Here is a 17,363-nt window from a genome sequence, read left to right as displayed (position 1 = left end):
TCCAACGGCGCGGACTGAAGTCCGCGCTCCTCAAGACCACAACTATGGAGCGCGGACTTCAGTCCGCATCGGTGCCATTAGCCCGAAACCCCCACTTTTAATCAAGCTCGGTGTAATCAGAACGACCCAGTCTTGATTTTTCCTCGAAGGGGGGCTTCCTAGATTTACGGATGCGCCGCCCTGAATGGTTGAAACCGTTCCCTCCTGAAGAGCACCTCCAAGGAGCGGATCATACCATCTTACAGAGAAATCGCCACTGGTTTCAGATAGGTCCAAATCGGTTGTCCCTCCTCGTTGGAGATAAACCACGTAGGGTCCGCCATCCTGAGAAAGACACCAACTCTCGGGATTCGAACTCAGGTCGGTGTTGCTTAGATCCTGGAAAGGGATCTGATTGTCGTAGAAAAACTCGAGTTGGTAGCGGCAGAAGTCCCAGAAACCGTCGCGGCTCCTGAAGTCCTGGGCCGTCAGGTCGGAGTGCTCAAATCGATAGCCGAAGTAGTATTCGCTACCGGCGCCGCCGGCCATCACGGTTCCCCAAAGAGCAAATTTTCGAGCCATATTCCAGCTGTTGCCCGGATCGCTGGCTGGACGCAGCGCCTCTTTTGCATCGCCGGGTTCGTCTGTTGCCACGACCCACGGTTTTCCAGCGGCTGCCGACCTTTCCACCCATTCTTTCACGTCGGGGAAAATGTCCTTAAAGTGGATTTTGCCACCCTGAAGCGAGGCTCCGGTGAGGGCGGATTGGTCGCCAAGGAGCGACGGATAGACTTTCTCTTTCTGGTTCGGGTAGGTGTGGATTACAATGCTGTGATCGTAGGGGTCCGTATCGGAGATATACTGGGCAAAGGCTCGTTGTTGTTCGACGGAGTTGGTGTTTTCTTCACCGAGATTCCAATTCAGGGCGAGGTGATGAGCATAGCGCGCAATCAACTCCCGGTAGTAAAGCTTCCGGGTTCGCCCGAGTTCGCCGCCGTCCATTCGGTCGTCGTTCTCCGTTTCTTGCGTCTTGAAGTGCAGATACATTCCTTTCTTGTCCGCGTATTCAAAAATGCGCTCCCATTGATCCAGTTTTGAGACATCGAATCGATCATGATAGACGCCCTTTTCGTCATTGGCCCAGCGGGTGTTGTCTTCGAGGCTTTCGTAGTCGGCGACGCTTCCGATCAAACGGTGGGGAAAGACATTGTCGTCATCGCCATCGAGGCTGAAGGTGAGAAACGAGAAGACATTCATTCCGGTGTCGCTGAGATAGCGAATCGCCCCAAGAAGCTCGGTGCCGTTTCCTTTTTTCCAAGTGTAGGCGGCTGCGTCTTCGATATCGAAGTCCGCTGCGTGCGGGCTCCAACTCTTGCGAAGATTGGGGCTACCGTTTGGGTCATTCGGCGTATCGTCGAAGTCGTCGTAGGCAAGGAGGTTTTCGGGAGCATCGGCACCTGCCTTGAGGAAATACTCGCCTGTCTCCGCAAACTGAAGATGGTGTTTTCCGACATATTCCAAGCGGCCTTTGCCACGCAGATCCCGGCCGGTTTTATCGCTCGCATCGACTTCGAATTCCCCACTATCTCCGTCAAAAAAGTTAGCGCTTGACCCGGCTCCTGGATCGTTGGAGAGAGCGACATCCGGACCCTGGCGGAAGGACGCCTCGTACGTCCATTCTCCGATCTCGTCCGGCGCGAAATGGGCCCGCCAGACGTTGCCAGAGTCGGCACTGGTATTGGCCGCATTTCCATCTGCAGCATAGTACCCGGGAACAATGTAGGTCGTTCCGCCGGGGTGAGTGAAGGTTACATCGAGCCGGTAGTCGGCGAGAGGATTCACTTCTGCAATTTCGCTGGTTTCCGGGCCAATCCAATCGAGAGTGATTTTATGCCATTTTTTCAGCTCGCCACTGATCCGGGCTTGGGTGCCAACCGGCGGCTCATACCCGTCCGGATCCGGAAGTAGATCAACGTCAATGGCAGTGCCTCCATTTTGCTTGTTTTTAGAAAGTTCTTGTGTCCGATTTGTGGGGCTTCCGGGTGAGTCTGGTTCCGGAATGACCTGAATCGACAGTTCGACGATCTGATCCGGAGCTACGGTTGAAGCTGTTGCAGCCGGCGAGAGCTCAAGCTTTGTCCAGCGGCCTCTCGCAAAGGCGGTGCCATCACCCTCTGGTATTTTTCCGTTGGTGACTGCATTCGATTCAACCGAAAGGATCGCACCAGTGGGAATCCGGACACTTCGGAACTGATGTTCTTGCGGAGCATAGTCGACGTCAGTCATCGCATTGGTCGCTTCCCCGATCACCTCTCCATTGACGAGGAGGCGGTAGGAGCACTCTCCGTCGAGCTCGCGCAAGGCGGTTAGGGTTAGGTCGTAGGTGCCCGGCGTGCCGTCGAATGGTATTGACGCCCGGGCAAACCGATCCCGGTTTGAGACGACACCTGCATCGATTGCAAAAGCTCTCCGCTTCCTGTCTTTATAGTAGTCGACCTCTCCATCGGATTCCGCCGCGAGGAAGCGGTCGAAATCCCTCATCGCAGAGTAGCTGTGTGAATCAAAAACGAGAAGCTCGGACTCGGGAAGCTGTGGATCATGAGCGACCTCCGGGTCGACGCTTTCATGTCGAAACAAGATCCGATTGATCCTGAATTCCTTGGATCGGCCGTGAATTGTGAGGGTGTAGTCTTCGCCAGCTTTGAAGTCGTAGATCGCGACTCGCTTGTTGCGATGTTTTCCCAAGTCCAAGCGATGGCCCCACGCCCACTCATAGGCATCCGGATCGCCTCCGAAGAACTTGTAGTCGCTCTGTAAATACTTGAGCCTCGCGTCATCCTTGTGTTTGTCGCCGGCATTCGGGCCGGAGTCGTAGTCACCGTCGACCCGGACGTAGCGGTCGTTGGCAACGTCGGTGCGGGTTTCCCCGTCGATGACAAAGGTTTCTTTCGCGCAGTGGAGGACGAGATAGTAGAGCCTCGGCTTGTTGATACGGAACCTGTATTCGAGAGGTGAATTTTTCTCGCCTCCCAATTCACGGTTTCCGGTGAAGCGCAGAAAGCCTTCACCTGTCGTGCCTTCCAGGCCCTCGTTTTCAAGGACCCAGAGGCCGTAATCAGACGGTGTGTTTTCCATCTCGATGACGACAAGGCCGCCCGATTCGTTGTGAATCTGTGTTCCCTCCAAGACGGAGGCGAGGCCGGTTAAAAAAAGCAGCAAAAAGCCGTGGATAAAGAAGCGGGGACGCGTCCCAACGGAGGATTTAGGGAATTTCATAGGGGGTTCTTTCGGGGAGGAGTGAACAGGACAATGATCGGCTAGTTTTGAATCAAGACGGTTGAGGTTTTGGTTTCGAGCTATTCTCCGTCGATAATGCGGAGGACGATTTCCTTGGTTTCTTTAGCGTCATTGGGATCGTAGGCGGTAAGCGACTAGCTTTGAGCGCGCCCAGAGTCATCGTCCGCTTCGAAATCCGCTGCGATGTAAATTCGCTCTCCTCCAAAAAGAGGAGCAAGGCTGGCGATACACAGTGGGACAGGGAAACCCGGGTGGGAAATTAGTGGCTAAGAGTAGGAAAATTATGTGAATCGAAATGACCTTCGGTGGTTGGATTGGTGTGGTGGTTCCGAAAAGATTGCTCAATTGAGTCGAGAATGTGCAGGATGATAAAACGTTTTTGCTATTGCAATCAGTGTTTTCGAGATCTACGGTTTGAGCTAATCACTGAAACCCTGAAATCTGTTAAAGCCATGAATGTATTTTCCCCAGGATTCCTTTCAGTTTTGGTTGGAACGGCGGCGTTTGGGCTCTCGGCCCACTCGCAGTTCACGTTCGACATGACAACTGGAGGCTCAGGTTTGACGGCCAATGCGACGTTCCAGTTCGACGTCGTCGCGGATACGGTTGTTCAGACAGCGATTAACCCAGACGATACGAACAGCCTGTCAATAAGCGGCTCTGGAGGGAGTTTTGGTGCTATCAGCTCTACTGGGACTTTTGAAATGACTATCGTTGGGCTTGGCGACAATGATACTGCGTTTAATCCTGTTGATTGGAGTGGCGGAAGCACTGGAAATTTCATTGAGACAAACAATGCTAACGGCTGGGGTTTGAACGACGGAGGTGGTGGTTTGAGTATTGGGGCCGGAGAGGCAATCATCTTCGAATTTGACACCACGAACTTAAATTTGGTGGACGGAGAATTTCTAGCGATTGTGAACACAAGGGTGAGGGACACCAGTGCCAACCTCAACTTGCAGTATCGTAACGTCGCTGGAACTCCCACGACCCCCATCCAAATAATTGACGGGAGTGAATTCGCGCCGGGAAGCAGCGTTATATGGCCTTTGAACAACAGAGAGGTCCTTGACGGGGACCAATTTGCTTTCTGGGCGGAGGGTTCCGGTACGAAAAGTTTGAAGGATTGGCAGTTCGTCATCGTGCCTGAACCGTCTGCTTACGCGAGTTTGATCGGCTTAGGCGCCTTTACGTTGGTGCTTCTTCGCCGCCGCCGGTAGGGCTCGGTCGGGCACAACGAGTTGGGCCGCGGAGCCCTTTATCGTCACCACCCACAGGATAGAAGGTCCCAACATGAAGCTCAGGGCGGCCCCGGTCTATTGGGTAGGGAGGTTTGCTTAAATCAGAAACCAGAATTTTTTGGCTTTTCGAACTTCCGACAAGTGAGTCGATAGTAGCGCTAAATTTTTGTGGAACCCCCTGAAGACTCTCGTTTTTCCATGGAAGGCAACGGTTTTGGAAAGAGGAAGGACCCAAACCGAAGCAAACGTTAATCCTCTAAGAAATCTCTTTTTCTGAGGTTCGGAAGAATCCGTAGGGCGAAACCTACGATAGATGCTTTCTCCAGTAAGCACCCCGCTTCTGCATATCGTGCCTGAAAGCGGTGCTGTGATCGACTCTGCGGGTTCCCCCTTTTCTCTGCCTGCCGAGAATTCTCCGTCGGGGCTCGATGTGTAAAATATTATTTAGGCCCGCCCGCCGCAAGTCCGGAGGTGATTAGGTTTGTCTCTTGTGGGGAATGATCGTAGCAAAGGAGGGCCTCTTGCAAAAACGACTGTTGCGGACGACCCCCATCGTATGAAGCCCCTCCCAATCCTTTTTTTCTTCATATTTCAGACCGTTTCCCTCAACGCTGAGTCATATTCTTCGTTGGTGTTCCCCGGGGAGGACGGACGATTGGTCTACGCCGGTTATGCAAACGAGGGGCAGACGAGCACCGGCAATCGAATGATTGATTTTTCCCATGCGGGTTACCGAGGGGGCGGGGTGCCGATTCCATGGGTGCCGGTAGCGGTTTCGCTGGATCCGGATTCAAATGGTGGAGACGACTGGGCGCGGATCCAGGACGCAATTGATACAGTTGCGGCCATGCCTCTTTCGGCAGAGGGCTTTCGCGGAGCGGTCCTTCTGCGAGCCGGCAACTACTCTGTCTCAAAGACCCTTCGGATCACCACCGGGGGAATTGTGATCCGGGGTGAGGGGCAGGGGACATCAGGAACCGTCATCGAATTTACCGCTACGGTTCGGGACAACCTTTTCGAGTTCGAGGGATCTGGTGGCTGGAGCAGGATCGGGGGCACCTCGACAGCGATCACTGATGCCCTCGTGCCGAGTGGTGCCCATTCCTTCAATGTGGCTTCGACTTCAGGGCTCTCGGTTGGCGATCGAGTGATGGTTCACCGGACGCCGAATCAGGCTTGGATCGAGTTGCTCGATATGGCCCAGTGGGGCTGGACGGACCGGGCATACCGCGCGACCAGCCCCCGGGTGGTTACGGCAATCGATGGAAATGAAATCACTCTCAATGCTCCGGTAGTGCAGGCGATTGAGTCACAGTATGGAGGCGGCGAGATCTATCGCTACCAGTTCGACGGTGCTTTGCAAAATGTGGGGATCGAACGGGTGCGGTTGGAATCTTCCTTTACAAACGATACGGACGAAAAACACGGTTGGGATGCGATCCGCTTCTCGCGGGTTGAAAATGGCTGGGCGCGGCAGGTTACGGCTCGATATTTTGGACGAAGCTGCGTCGACATCGGCAACCATAGCCTCTATATCACTGTTGAGGATTGTGCGCAGCTTGACCCGAAGTCGATCCTCACCGGTGGTCGACGCTACTCATTCACGATCGACGACTCCTCTTTTATTCTGGTGCATCGCTGCTACACGCGGGGTGGTCGGCACGATTATGTAACCAATTCAAAAACACCGGGTCCGATCGCCTTTGTGGATTGTTTGGCGGAGAACACGTTCTCCGATATTGGACCACACCACCGCTACTCGGAGGGCATCCTTTTTGACAACGTCAAGGGAGAGGAAATCAACGTGCAAAACCGCGGAGGCTCGGGGAGTGGGCATGGTTGGGCCGGTGCGCAAACCGTCTTTTGGAATTGCGTGTCGGACAGCTTTATCTGCGACGCACCGAAAGGAGCCATGAACTTCGCGATCGGATGCGTTGGTTCACGCTCTCAGGGCATCTGGGTCCCCGGAGAGCCGTTTGGTTTCTGGGAGTCGCGCCAGGTTCACGTGACTCCGCGGAGTCTCTATTACAAACAGCTGGAGGATCGTTTGGGTTCGGAAGCAGTCGTGCTGGTGACCACGCCAGCCCAGCGCGAAGGCACAATCTGGGATGCTCTCTCAGACTGGGGTGGAGAAGGCGATCCGCTTTGAGCCCGTAGCGCTGATCGCTTGGCCGCCCTTGACGTCTGGGTTTTTTGCGGAGGCAAGATTACTTCTTGCCGTCAAGCAGTGCCTAAAGAGCTTTCTAGGTAAAGTCTTTTGATTGGGCAAAAGGTCGTGCTTGGGAAATTCCCCGAATCCGCCTAGGATATCCGCTTTTTCCTTCGGGTGAGGACCAGAACTGCGGCTCCTATACCTGCGATCATCCCAAAGCTAGATGGCTCTGGAATGATGTCGAGGGTGTAGCTTCCAATTCGACCCGCTCCACTCGCCACGTAGAGAGCGATCGTATCTCCGTCCTCGATCACAATACTCTGTCCCGCCACAGTGCTGCCGCTTGCAGACGCACTAGAGGCTCCGTCTTCCCAGAGCTGCAGACCATTTATGCCTGACGAATATCCGGTTACAACTACTTGTGCTCCGGCTGTGAGGTCGGTAAAGTTGAAGGTGAGCAGTAAAGCGTCACCTGCTCCTGCATTGTTACCGTTGCTACCTCCCGCAATTCCAAGTCCGCTGCTGTTGGTCCGAAGTGAATTCCCTCCTGAGTCTGTTCCGCTCGCGAAATCATTGGGGTCGAAACTCAAACGCCCATCGTAAACGATTTCGATGAACCCGGTTGAAGGCGTAGAAAAAAGATCGGACGACAAAGCACCCCATGACAAGACCGGGTCGGTCGCTAAAGTGACGCTCCCCGAGAGGTTTGAGAGGGTGTGCGATACCCCCGAGCCAGCGTTATCTTGCGAACCTTGGATCCAACTGATCGTGACTTGAGAGTAGGAGACGGACGCAAGAAAGAGGGGTAAAACTACCTTGAGGAAAATTCTGGAATTTGCCATTACAAGAAGGCTGCAATGAAGAGGTCTGGTCGTCAAGAAAAAACGATTAACCATGGACGTTACAAGTAATTGATATCCGATTATTGGCGAGGCATGCAGTCATTGATAGGATATCACCCGCCAGAGAGTTTTCGGTTTATGAAATCTCTAGAGCGAGCGTTCGATACGGACGAGATCCACCGATGCGGGGTTATCCAGTGGAGTAATCAGCTCGATCTCTAAGGATGCGGGACCCATTTCGAGCTGAACCGGCTCAGAGGACGTTAGATTCTTCGACGGAGTTTCCCCAAAGACAGTCAGTTCGACAGTTTGACCAGAAATTTGGACCTGCATTCGGGTTGGGCTGCTCACCGGCTTGGCAAACTCGACTTCGATTGTGTAGTTTCCGGGAGTCTGTATATCCAAATCAAAAAGGGCTGCGTCTCCCGGATTTCTCCAATTGTTCAGGGTGTGGTTGGCGTTTCTCAGGCCACCTCGCGAACCGGCGAGGCAGTAGGCGGGAATTCTGGAAATTACGTTCCCTTCATGTCCAACGAGCAAAAGAGGCCGGGTGAAGGAACCCGGTTCGGAGATAATTTCGCCAAACCATGCGTCTGCCATGTCTCGCAACGCCTCAGCTGTTTCCGGTTGTTCGGAGGCGAGGTTGTTCTGTTCGCGGATATCGTCCGGAAAGGCGAAAAGCTCGGCACTGTCGCCCTGTTTGAGAAACTTGAAGTCATCTGACATGACGGTCAGCAATTGGAGATCAGCCGGAAGCTCGGACTTCTCCAAGCGCGCCTGCTGTCTGCTCATACCTTTCGGGAGCCGCGGATAACTGGAGGAGAAAAACAGCGTCCGATCAGGCCATTCTGTTTCGGAGTTTTCGAGAAGGCCAGCGAAACTCTGCCCATCAAGGTCATAGGGAATCTCGGCACCAGCCAGTTCCGCAAAGGTCGGCAGAAGATCCTCAACGGAAAGAAGACGGCTGTCCGCAACCGCAGGGAGGCGGTCGCCCCAGCGAATAAAGAGAGGAGAGCGAATACCGTTTTCGTAGGGTGACGACTTGTGTCCCCGAAGTTCGAGCGGGGCAACGCGTTGCTCCCACTCTTCAATTGTGACCGGCTGACCCTTCACGTTCCGGGCGGGTCCGTTGTCACTGATAAAGAGAACAAGAGTGGAGTCTCGAAGACCTGATTGGTCGACTGCCTCGAGAAGCCTTCCGATCTGGAAATCCAGGTGGGTGATCATACCAAACAAAGTGGATGCATGCTCCGAAAAGCCAGCGGAAGTGTAGGGCTCGATGTAGTCCTCGGGAGCCGTCCACGGCCCGTGTGGAGAAAGATACGAAACGTAGGCAAAGAACGGTTTCGGCGAGTCCTTTCGCATGAAGTCGATCGCGAAATCGGTGAGGACTGCCGGTGTCCATCCATCGGTTTGGACTGGCTCGCCATTCAACCGGCCCTCGTTGTCCTGATACTCATAGAGGTCAGCCATAAAGGCCTCTTCGAATCCACGGTCCCAAGGGAAGTAGCCGTCCGTCTTTCCGCTGTGCCATTTGCCCCACATGCCGGTTCGGTAGCCAGCGTCGCGCATGATTTCGGCGACGGTGGTCTCCTCAAGATTCATGAAGTCAGTTCCCGCATGAACACCGTAGACACCAACCCGCCAGAAGTGCTTGCCGGACAGAAGAGAGGCACGCGTCGGTGCACAGAGAGGGTGGACGTAGAAGCGGTCGAAGCGCATCGACTCTTCGCCCAGACGATCGAGGCTTGGTGTTTGAATTACGGTGTTCCCGTGGATGCCGAGGTCACTGTAGCCGAGATCATCCACCTGAATGAGTAGAATGTTGGGGCGCTCTCCCGAAAAAGCGGATGACAAACCCCCAATCAGACCCAGCAAAATTGCGCTGACTTGCCCGACCTTTGTCGTTCGGTTGTTGCTCTTCATAAAACTGGATCTTTCTTCGGCTCGCCGTCCTCTGTATCGAAAACAATCCGCCGATAGTCGTAAAGCGAAGCGATCGGATTGAGGTCGCGCACTTCCAAAATGAGATGAATTTGGGTACCGCCGGCTTCGAGTGGAAGACTTACCGTTGCCACTTGTTCAGAGACGCCTTCAATCGAAATAATTCCGGGGAAGTCTCCCGCCTCCCGGTATTGCCACCAAAGGAATTCGAGATTGTCGACCGCTGGGTGGTCGATGGGCGTTTCAGCTGCCGAGAGAGGGAAAGAAGAGGCGGCGAGCAGAAGAAAAGCCTCTGCAAGACGATGCTTCGGGTGCATGTTCATTTCGAGGTTTCTGTTTGGAGAGCTCAAGCTTGAGCGGAAGTCTTCGGCAACAGCTCACCGTATTGAAAGTGATGTTCTTCCAGCACCGCGCCGGATTGGTCGATCAGGCGGAAAGTGACACCGGGTTCGGCGGTGTCCGTCTCAAAAGTGAACTCTCCGAAAGCAACGAAATCCCTTCCGTCGTAGCCGAAAATCTGCTCGGGGCAGTTTTTGACAATTCCTTTCGGGCCTGGAACACCACCAAGGGTGGCAGGCTCGAATTCAAAAAACTGAAATCCGCTCGGACGAGGAATGCGGAAGGCCCGCGCACCATGTCGATCGCCGCTGACGAGGAGAACGCCGCCAATTCCCTCCTGCTCGATTAGGTTGAAGAGTTCCTCCCGTCCTTCCCGGTCCCAAGTGCCCCAAGAGTCCTTTGCCTGGCTCACGTAGTCGCTCCACATCGTCCCGCTGCTGATGATTTTGAAAGGTGCGGTGGAGTTCTGCAGCGTCGTTTTCAGCCAAGCCATTTGCTCGCTGCCGAGAAAGCAGCCGTATTCGTTTCGGCGGTAGTTCTCGCGGCAAGAACGGGTATCCAGCATAATAATTTCGACCGGGCCGACGCGTTGGTTAAAGTAAATTCCAGCGCGGCTCTCATCCGGTTGAGGATTATTCCAGTTTTCCTTCCAGACCTCGCGCAAGGCCGTCCGGTCGGAGGGACGAAAGCGATTCGGAACGCCACTTAGGTCATTGTTGAAATAGTCGTGATCGTCCCATGAGGCATAGATCGGAACATTTGCAGCCAGCTCGCTCCAAGCGGTCGAGACGTCTCGCAAGAGGTAGTCGGCACGGTGCATGTTTACCTTCTCTTCCCGGTCATCGGCTGCGATATCTCCGAGGAGGAGGAGGGCGGCGGGATCTCGCCTTCGGATGGCGTGCGACAGATACGTATTATGAACGCCGATTTTGTGCATGCAGGAGCCGAAAGCGATGCGGAATGGTCCTCGTTGATCGATCTCAGGCGCTGTTCGAAACGCTCCTTCTGCGAGCGGAGTCGAGTGGTGCGAAATTCGATAGCGGTATTTCGTATCTGCTTTCAACTCTCGTAGTTCGACACGGCGGACTTGTCCCGGAGAGCCTCGTTCAATGGCGAATTGCTGCCGTCGACTGCCCCCGGTTTCCCAAACCTCCAGAGTCATTGCGTCCGGCAGGGAAGGACGGATCCAAATAGTCAGGCCATCAGCCCTCAGACCGCCGAGCAAAGGGCCGCCCATCAGCACACGATCATTGCGAACCGCAGCCTGAAGCAGCGCAGGGTTAGAAAAATCAGCGGATTGGTCCATCGAGAAAATTTCGCGGGCCTCAAGGTAAAATTTCCGGATCGGTTCGAGGGGTTTTCCGTAGCTCTCAAGGAGCATCGAATCGATTTCCGGGGTTCCCCGATGGGCTTCTTTGAGAGAAATACGGATTTTCGGTGAAACCGGTTCACCGAGGGCTCTCAAACCGCCGGCTACCAGTGCTCCAAGGGTTGCAAGAAATCGACGACGGCCCAGAATCGTCGAACGGATCATCATTGAACGTTCAGACGGTAGAAGACTTGTGGTGAGTCATCGATCGGAACGGTGTAGATGCGTTGCAGAATTTCTCCGATTCCATAAACAGAATCAAACGGTCCACTGACCGGTGCCCAACTGTCTGGCAAGAGGGTGGTCGACGACTCCAAAACGTAGGTGATTGCTGAGTCGTCGTTCCGTTCGAAAAAGGAAAAGTTGAGAGCACCGTCGACTGTGGAAAAAACGGGTTGAAGACCGACGTCTCTGATATCCGTTGGATTTCCGGCCATCGTGTACTCCATCCAGTTCGAAGCACCGTCTCCGTCATAGTCATCCTCCTCGGACCCTAGATCCACTCCCCAAGACTCCATCCAATAATTGAAGAACGGAGTGGGTCCAAGTTGATCACCGCTAGTACTTCTAGTTCCGACGAATGGACCTTGTGAAGAACGCCCGCCAAAGGCGTCGTCGCTTTCGTAGACATCCGCATCATAATTCGGATTGGGGACTTCAGGAATCCGCGCTTCGACGGCTACAAGGTAACTCATCAGATCATTGTAGAGAGCGTCTCCCAGATCGGAGTTTTCAGCATAGATGTTGTGATACTCTCCGGCATCGTTGTTCAGGTCGAACAACATGATTGGGTCCCAAGCGGGGAAACGCACCGGAGTTTCATAAAAGTAAATCGCCTTGTGGCCACCTTTCACGATAGCGGAGTGAGGCATGGTGTTGCGGTAGTGAGGATAGTGGAAATACAGCGAACGGTTGATGAACTCCTCGGTTGGAGTTTCCCCGGCAAGAACTCCCGCTAGACTCACGCCGTCGAGGTCGGGAATGAATACCGGGTCGCCGCCCGCCCATTCCACAAAGGTCGGAAGGAAATCGTAGTTGGCGGTGTTTGGCGTAAAAAACGAATTCTTTGGAATGTCGGGACCCTCAATCACTTGGGGAACGCGGATACCCCCTTGCCAAGCCCACCATTTGCGGGAGTGAAGAGGTTGCGGCAGTCCGGTGAGCTCATCGAAGAAACTGTGGCGGTAGCCGTTGTCTCCAGTCACAATGATGTAGGTGTTGTCGGCGATACCGAGCTCATCGACTTTGTCACGGATTTCCCCGATTTTCTGATCCAGCTCGTAGACCATGCCAAGCCAGACTGCTGGATCGTTTTTGCGGTTGATGTTGTCCGGGTTCGTCTTGCCACCATTAAATGCGACGACCTCGGGAATATTCTGGTAGCGGGCTCTGGATTCGGGAGTGCATTCGCTACCGCCATGCACTGCGTAGTGGGATAGTTGAAGATAAAAGGGTTTTTCCGCGTCGACCTGGGCTTCCATGAATGCCTTCCCGGTATCGGTAATGTAGGTCATCAGTTTTGGATCCTCCAGTCCTTCGAGGCCTTCAGAGTTGGTGAAGTTGTTTCCCTCGTCGTTCGTAGTAGGTCCGTCATGTAGGATGTAGCCCTCGTCGCCAGGACTCCCGCGGAGATGCCACTTGCCAATGTGGGCGGATACGTAGCCAAAAGGAGCAAGGGCCTCGGGGATGGTGGTTGCTTCCGGTCGCAGGGTGCTTTCTGCGCCGTTGGCGATGACTGGGAAGTGGTAGTACTGCCGACCCTCAGTAGTGGAGTCTCGATCAAAGTAACCGGAGTTGCCCATGAAAACGGTCATCCCGTTGCGTGCGTTGGACTGCCCGGTCTGAATGGCAGCGCGGGCTGGGGTGCATTGGGGTGAACCGTAAGCATTGCGAAAAACCATACCGTTCGCAGCCATCGCATCGAGGTTAGGCATTTCGATGATGTTGGGGAAATGAGAATTTGCCATTCGTTCATCCATTGCCACCGAGGAGCCGTTCCACGCCCAGTCGTCGATGTAAATCATGACTATGTTGGGCGGTCTCTCGGTGTAAATTCCCCAAGTGAATTCGCTTTCGCTTCCGGTGGTGGATCGATTTGATCGGACAATCTGGGCACTACCGGAGGGGCTAAGGTACCTCGCTGAGTCGTCATCCCCCACACTCGTGATTCGGACCTTACCGCCTGGTACTGTGGTCCAGGAGAAATGGGTAAGCGGATCACTGGGATTTGTGGAATCGGCAATGAGTTTGTCGACGTTGCTCGTGTTGACCCGCACAAATTTCTCGTTTGCAGTCGACCGTAGGCGAAAGTTGCCATCGCCAACATCCTCCACGAGGAATCTCTCCGTCGGACCTACGCGGGCGGTATCTCTTGCTGTAAGTTGATCGGATAAGTCACCGTCTACAGTGACATAAGATCCGTTGTCATCGTGATAGAGCCAGATGATATTTCCAACCGGCGTTTGCGCCTGGGCAAATGCGGTCAAACAAATGAAGAGCAGGCCTGCAAGGGGTAGGCTACAAGGGTGCATTGAATGAAACAGGGTCGTTATGGATCTAAGAAACAGAATTTGGTAAAACGTTCAACCAATATTGAGACGATTGTGGTTCGCTCTATTTCAAAAGTCTTCCCAACCTTCAAACCATCGTGAAAAGAACAGTATGCGCATCAGTCTTCCTGAGCATGGCCCGGTTCATTTTAGCTGGTTTACCGGAAGCAGAAAATCCGTGGTCTGGTTTCGTTTTTGATCCAGAGGAGTGGCGGGTAGATTCGGACGGAGCAATTGCAGCGAGGCCAGGAGGTGGGACGGTTTGGACACTTCGGGAGTTCGACGATTTTGAGTTGGAGTTGGACTTCAAACTTGCGCCCGGAACCAACAGCGGGGTGATGATTCGAGTGGATGATCGAAAGGATTACGTCCAAAGGGGTTTGGAGGTGCAGGTGCTCGACAGTCATGGAACTGAGCCGAAAAACCTGACTCACGTTTGTGGCGCGATCTACGACATGGCGGGTCCGGAATCAACTATGGCTGTCAATCCTGCGGGCGAGTGGAACTCCTACCGAATCGTCTGCGACGGACCGATGGTTCAAATCGTCCTGAATGGCGAAGAGGTTTTGGAGGTGAATCTGGATGAGTGGACCGAAGTTGGGAAAAACCCGGACGGAACGAAGAACAAATTTAAAATCGCCGGAAAGGACAAGCCGCGCTCAGGTTTCATCGGCTTACAGGACCACAATGACCCAGTATGGTTTCGGGACATAAGAATCAAGCCGCTGGGCACGACGTTTCAGGCAGGTGACCTGCCGGAAATCCGCGAGGTCGACGGGTGGCAGGTTCTTTTCGACGGCACCGATACCATCCAGTGGGTGCTCGACGAAAGAGCCTGGATTGTTGAGGAGGATGTGCTCCGCTTCCTTGGCCGTCCGTTTCCCATCGTCTCAAAAAACAGAGTTCAGGACTTTGAGCTGGAATTTGAGTTCTTCGCCTCAGAAGGCGAGGACGGGCACGTTGAGTTCTGGAAACAGGATCCTTCGAAGCGAAAAGCAGATGGTTTTCAGTTTCGCTTTGGCGACTGGGAGCCGAATTCGCACGCGCATCCCAATTCGGTGGGTTCAATCCGCGGATGCGCTACGCCTGCGGAGACTCCGAAAGTTCTTCGCGGCGAATGGAACACGGTTTCTTTGCGGGCCGAGAACGGACGCATTCGCGCATCGATCAACGATCAGGAGCTGATTGTCATGGACTTGGACCAATGGACCATAGCGGGGCGGAACCCGGATGGTAGCCGCAACCGCTTTCGAGTCCCGCTGAACGAGCTGCCGCAAGAAGGTCATTTTGCTTTCTCAGGATACTGCCCGATTCGAAACGTCCGAATAAGGGAGATCCTTGGGGCTCCTGATTTGCTCTCGAGTCTAAGAAACAATTCGGGCACTCTACACTCGCCAGGGGAGTGAAGGGCAGAAGCACGCTGAATCTAGCGATTGACAATCTTCTCATTGTTTCCCACTGTTTTAACTAAACGTTTAACCTCTTTTTGAAACTATGACATTACCCAAAAGAATTCCGGCGTTTATATGCCTCGCTTCATCTTCCTTCTTTGCACATGTTGTTTCAGGTCAGGTAATCGTAAATTTCCAGAGCCAAGACAACTGGAACTCTAGCGTAGAAACTCTCGCCTTCGATGTCGTATCCGATGTTGTGACTTTAGATGGAGCCGAATCGACTGCGGTCGCTATTGTCTCGGGATCATTCAGCGAAAGCCTTACGGACACTTCTTTCTCGATTACTTTTTCTGGATTCGGAGTTACAGATACTACCTCATTTAGCACGGATGACTTCACCGGGACCCCAGCAAACATGGGTTCGAACACTAATGGCCTTGGTGTGTCAGGGGGGATAGCCCTCGGCGACGGCATTGTCTTGACTTTCAACACTGCGGATTTTGAGGCGGCAAACCCGGGCCAAGAGATTTCGTTTTTGGCTGTGGCCCAAGTGCAGACCCGGACCGGGGACGTATGGGAAGAGGGGTCAGTATTGATCGGTTCATTTACTTCCGGTTCTCCGGCTACATTCGATATCCCCGCACCCGACGGAAAAGAGTTTGCGGTTACAAACCCGAGTACGACGAACCAGATCCGCGTCTCTTCAATCACGATTGGAGTCATTCCTGAGCCGTCGGTTGCGGGGATGCTTGTCGGATTTCTGGCTCTCTCCGTCGTTGCCCTTCGTCGCCGTCGCCGATCTGTCTCGTAGGCCGCTCAGTCGAAAGAAGGCGAGTCCTGACTCGGCTACGCGGTGCCTCTTAGTGAGTGTGGATGGTCCGAACTGTTTACTGTGACCGGGCTCATCGGATATATCTCTCGACACCTGAGCGACCGAGCGAGCGGAAAGTTCTCCTCACGAATGCCGTTGGCGACGAAGAAGGAGACAGGAAGCTGCCAGTGCACCAGCAAATAGGCCGAAGCTAGATGGCTCGGGCACCACAACGATTGACAGATCGTCGAAGCTTGCGCTTGCGGAGGGGTTAGAGCGACCTGAAAAAACGATCGAGACGAATGCGTGGTTTTCAGGCAGGACGAAGTTGCTTGTGTATGTCCCTGTGAGTTCACCCGCTACCAATCCACCAGCGGTGACAAAATCACCTTCAGAGACGAGCTGTTGGCTCAGGAGAAGCGAAGCATCGCCAGGATCCTCGAAAAGGCTTGTCCAATCAGTCTGGCTTTTATTTTGGTCGATTCGAGGCGCTGTTTCGCCGATTGCCCAAGAGTAAATTCGAATGCCGATATTCGTGGTTAAATCACCAGTTCCAGTTCTCGCTGCATCTATCGAAAAGGTGAATGGAGAAGCGGTCGTTGAGACGCCAGTCACATTGATCGACTGAACCAGAGAGAACATTCTTGTAGTGTTTTCCAAGGCTGCAGCGTCAGGCGCACCAACCGTTGAAAAAGACCATCCCACACCTAATCGCGTCCCGGTGGTCCAATCGCTGGTAAAAAGCCCAGGTTCACTCAACAACGTGTCACCGGTTCCTCCGTCGGTAACTGTTCCGTCAAAACCCGGATCTCGTACATTGATGATCTGAGCCGCAGCCATCGAAGCAAATAGGAAGGGGGGTATGAGAAGGATTTTATGAAGTGCAGAATTCATTTTGGGTATTGGGGTAAAAACGAGAATAGCTAAACTCCGTTAGATTGCAAGAACCCAGAAAGCCGGCGAGCTTACAGCCCAAAGTTCCGGTTTTCGGCACGGCTGATTTTGCCGCGATTCAAGTCTATTTTTGCGACCAATATTCGGGCGGGGGGTTAAATGGAAGTATCACTCAAGGGAAGGGTTCGTTTCGACCTTTGACGCAGCGGATTCCGAGGCGGCTAATCCGGGGAAGGAAATAACCGTTTTGGTGGTGGTTGAGATATAAAGCTGGATCGGAGGGGATGGTTAGAAAACTCAGTTTTTCTCGGGTCGCTTACTCCCTGTGTTCCGCCTACATTCGAAATCCTTGCAACCGATGGAAAAGAGTTTGCGGTCACAAACCCGAATACGAACAACATCCGCATTTCCGAGATCACGATTGGGGTCATTCCTGAGCCGTCGGTTGCGGGGATGCTTGTCGGATTTCTGGCTCTCTCTGTCGTTGCCCTTCGCCGCCGTCGCCGATCCGCCTCGTAGGCGGCTTAATCCGAAAGAAGGCGAGGCCCGACC

11 protein-coding genes are annotated in these 17,363 nt (G+C 53.7%); 4 read left to right on the top strand and 7 right to left on the bottom strand.

What is annotated here, in order from left to right:
• Nucleotides 1–42: 42 nt before the first annotated feature.
• Nucleotides 43–3,255, bottom strand: a complete 3,213-nt coding sequence (locus AAGJ81_02100; protein MEM0964930.1) for a DUF5060 domain-containing protein — start codon at nt 3,253–3,255, stop codon at nt 43–45.
• A gap of 473 nt (nt 3,256–3,728) precedes the next feature.
• On the opposite strand from AAGJ81_02100, the gene AAGJ81_02095 reads away from it, so the two are divergent.
• Both AAGJ81_02095 and AAGJ81_02090 read left to right on the top strand, forming a co-directional pair.
• Complete coding sequence (locus AAGJ81_02095) at nt 3,729–4,496, top strand: PEP-CTERM sorting domain-containing protein (protein ID MEM0964929.1); 768 nt, start codon at nt 3,729–3,731, stop codon at nt 4,494–4,496.
• A 577-nt stretch (nt 4,497–5,073) separates the two neighbouring features.
• Nucleotides 5,074–6,666 (top strand): hypothetical protein, encoded by a 1,593-nt coding sequence (locus tag AAGJ81_02090; GenBank protein MEM0964928.1) that lies wholly within the window; start codon nt 5,074–5,076, stop codon nt 6,664–6,666.
• Nucleotides 6,667–6,818: 152 nt separating this feature from the next.
• On the opposite strand, the gene AAGJ81_02085 is transcribed toward AAGJ81_02090, so the two are convergent.
• The 5 genes from AAGJ81_02085 to AAGJ81_02065 all read right to left on the bottom strand — a co-directional run bounded on the left by AAGJ81_02085 (nt 6,819) and on the right by AAGJ81_02065 (nt 13,694).
• Entirely contained in the window at nt 6,819–7,511 is a 693-nt protein-coding gene (locus AAGJ81_02085) for a PEP-CTERM sorting domain-containing protein (GenBank protein MEM0964927.1), read from the bottom strand.
• A gap of 147 nt (nt 7,512–7,658) precedes the next feature.
• Nucleotides 7,659–9,437, bottom strand: a complete 1,779-nt coding sequence (locus AAGJ81_02080) for a sulfatase-like hydrolase/transferase (protein MEM0964926.1) — start codon at nt 9,435–9,437, stop codon at nt 7,659–7,661.
• Nucleotides 9,434–9,772 carry a hypothetical protein gene (locus AAGJ81_02075; GenBank protein ID MEM0964925.1) on the bottom strand — a complete coding sequence of 113 codons (339 nt, stop codon included), beginning with the start codon at nt 9,770–9,772 and terminating at the stop codon, nt 9,434–9,436. Before AAGJ81_02075 ends, AAGJ81_02080 begins: the two co-directional genes overlap by 4 nt.
• 29 nt (nt 9,773–9,801) lie before the next feature.
• Entirely contained in the window at nt 9,802–11,331 is a 1,530-nt protein-coding gene (locus tag AAGJ81_02070) for an alkaline phosphatase D family protein (protein MEM0964924.1), read from the bottom strand.
• Nucleotides 11,328–13,694 (bottom strand): sulfatase-like hydrolase/transferase, encoded by a 2,367-nt coding sequence (locus AAGJ81_02065; GenBank protein ID MEM0964923.1) that lies wholly within the window; start codon nt 13,692–13,694, stop codon nt 11,328–11,330. Before AAGJ81_02065 ends, AAGJ81_02070 begins: the two co-directional genes overlap by 4 nt.
• Before the next feature lie 116 nt (nt 13,695–13,810).
• On the opposite strand from AAGJ81_02065, the gene AAGJ81_02060 reads away from it, so the two are divergent.
• Together AAGJ81_02060 and AAGJ81_02055 are read left to right on the top strand one after the other, a co-directional pair.
• Entirely contained in the window at nt 13,811–15,118 is a 1,308-nt protein-coding gene (locus tag AAGJ81_02060) for a DUF1080 domain-containing protein (protein MEM0964922.1), read from the top strand.
• Between the two features lie 88 nt (nt 15,119–15,206).
• Entirely contained in the window at nt 15,207–15,917 is a 711-nt protein-coding gene (locus AAGJ81_02055) for a hypothetical protein (protein ID MEM0964921.1), read from the top strand.
• A gap of 144 nt (nt 15,918–16,061) precedes the next feature.
• Here the strand turns inward: AAGJ81_02055 and AAGJ81_02050 are convergent, their stop codons facing one another.
• Entirely contained in the window at nt 16,062–16,811 is a 750-nt protein-coding gene (locus AAGJ81_02050) for a PEP-CTERM sorting domain-containing protein (protein MEM0964920.1), read from the bottom strand.
• Nucleotides 16,812–17,363: the final 552 nt, after the last annotated feature.

This window comes from Verrucomicrobiota bacterium (assembly GCA_038744685.1).
In the GTDB taxonomy this organism is placed as follows: domain Bacteria; phylum Verrucomicrobiota; class Verrucomicrobiia; order Opitutales; family Puniceicoccaceae; genus Puniceicoccus.
Note: the sequence above shows the minus strand (reverse complement) of the source record. Positions and strands in the feature narration are given on the sequence as shown.

Coding starts and splice junctions, on each gene's coding strand:
- AAGJ81_02100 (MEM0964930.1), bottom strand. CDS start 3,255: ATGAAATTCCCTAAATCCTCCGTTGGGACGCGTCCCCGCTTCTTTATC.
- AAGJ81_02095 (MEM0964929.1), top strand. CDS start 3,729: ATGAATGTATTTTCCCCAGGATTCCTTTCAGTTTTGGTTGGAACGGCG.
- AAGJ81_02090 (MEM0964928.1), top strand. CDS start 5,074: ATGAAGCCCCTCCCAATCCTTTTTTTCTTCATATTTCAGACCGTTTCC.
- AAGJ81_02085 (MEM0964927.1), bottom strand. CDS start 7,511: ATGGCAAATTCCAGAATTTTCCTCAAGGTAGTTTTACCCCTCTTTCTT.
- AAGJ81_02080 (MEM0964926.1), bottom strand. CDS start 9,437: ATGAAGAGCAACAACCGAACGACAAAGGTCGGGCAAGTCAGCGCAATT.
- AAGJ81_02075 (MEM0964925.1), bottom strand. CDS start 9,772: ATGCACCCGAAGCATCGTCTTGCAGAGGCTTTTCTTCTGCTCGCCGCC.
- AAGJ81_02070 (MEM0964924.1), bottom strand. CDS start 11,331: ATGATGATCCGTTCGACGATTCTGGGCCGTCGTCGATTTCTTGCAACC.
- AAGJ81_02065 (MEM0964923.1), bottom strand. CDS start 13,694: ATGCACCCTTGTAGCCTACCCCTTGCAGGCCTGCTCTTCATTTGTTTG.
- AAGJ81_02055 (MEM0964921.1), top strand. CDS start 15,207: ATGACATTACCCAAAAGAATTCCGGCGTTTATATGCCTCGCTTCATCT.
- AAGJ81_02050 (MEM0964920.1), bottom strand. CDS start 16,811: ATGAATTCTGCACTTCATAAAATCCTTCTCATACCCCCCTTCCTATTT.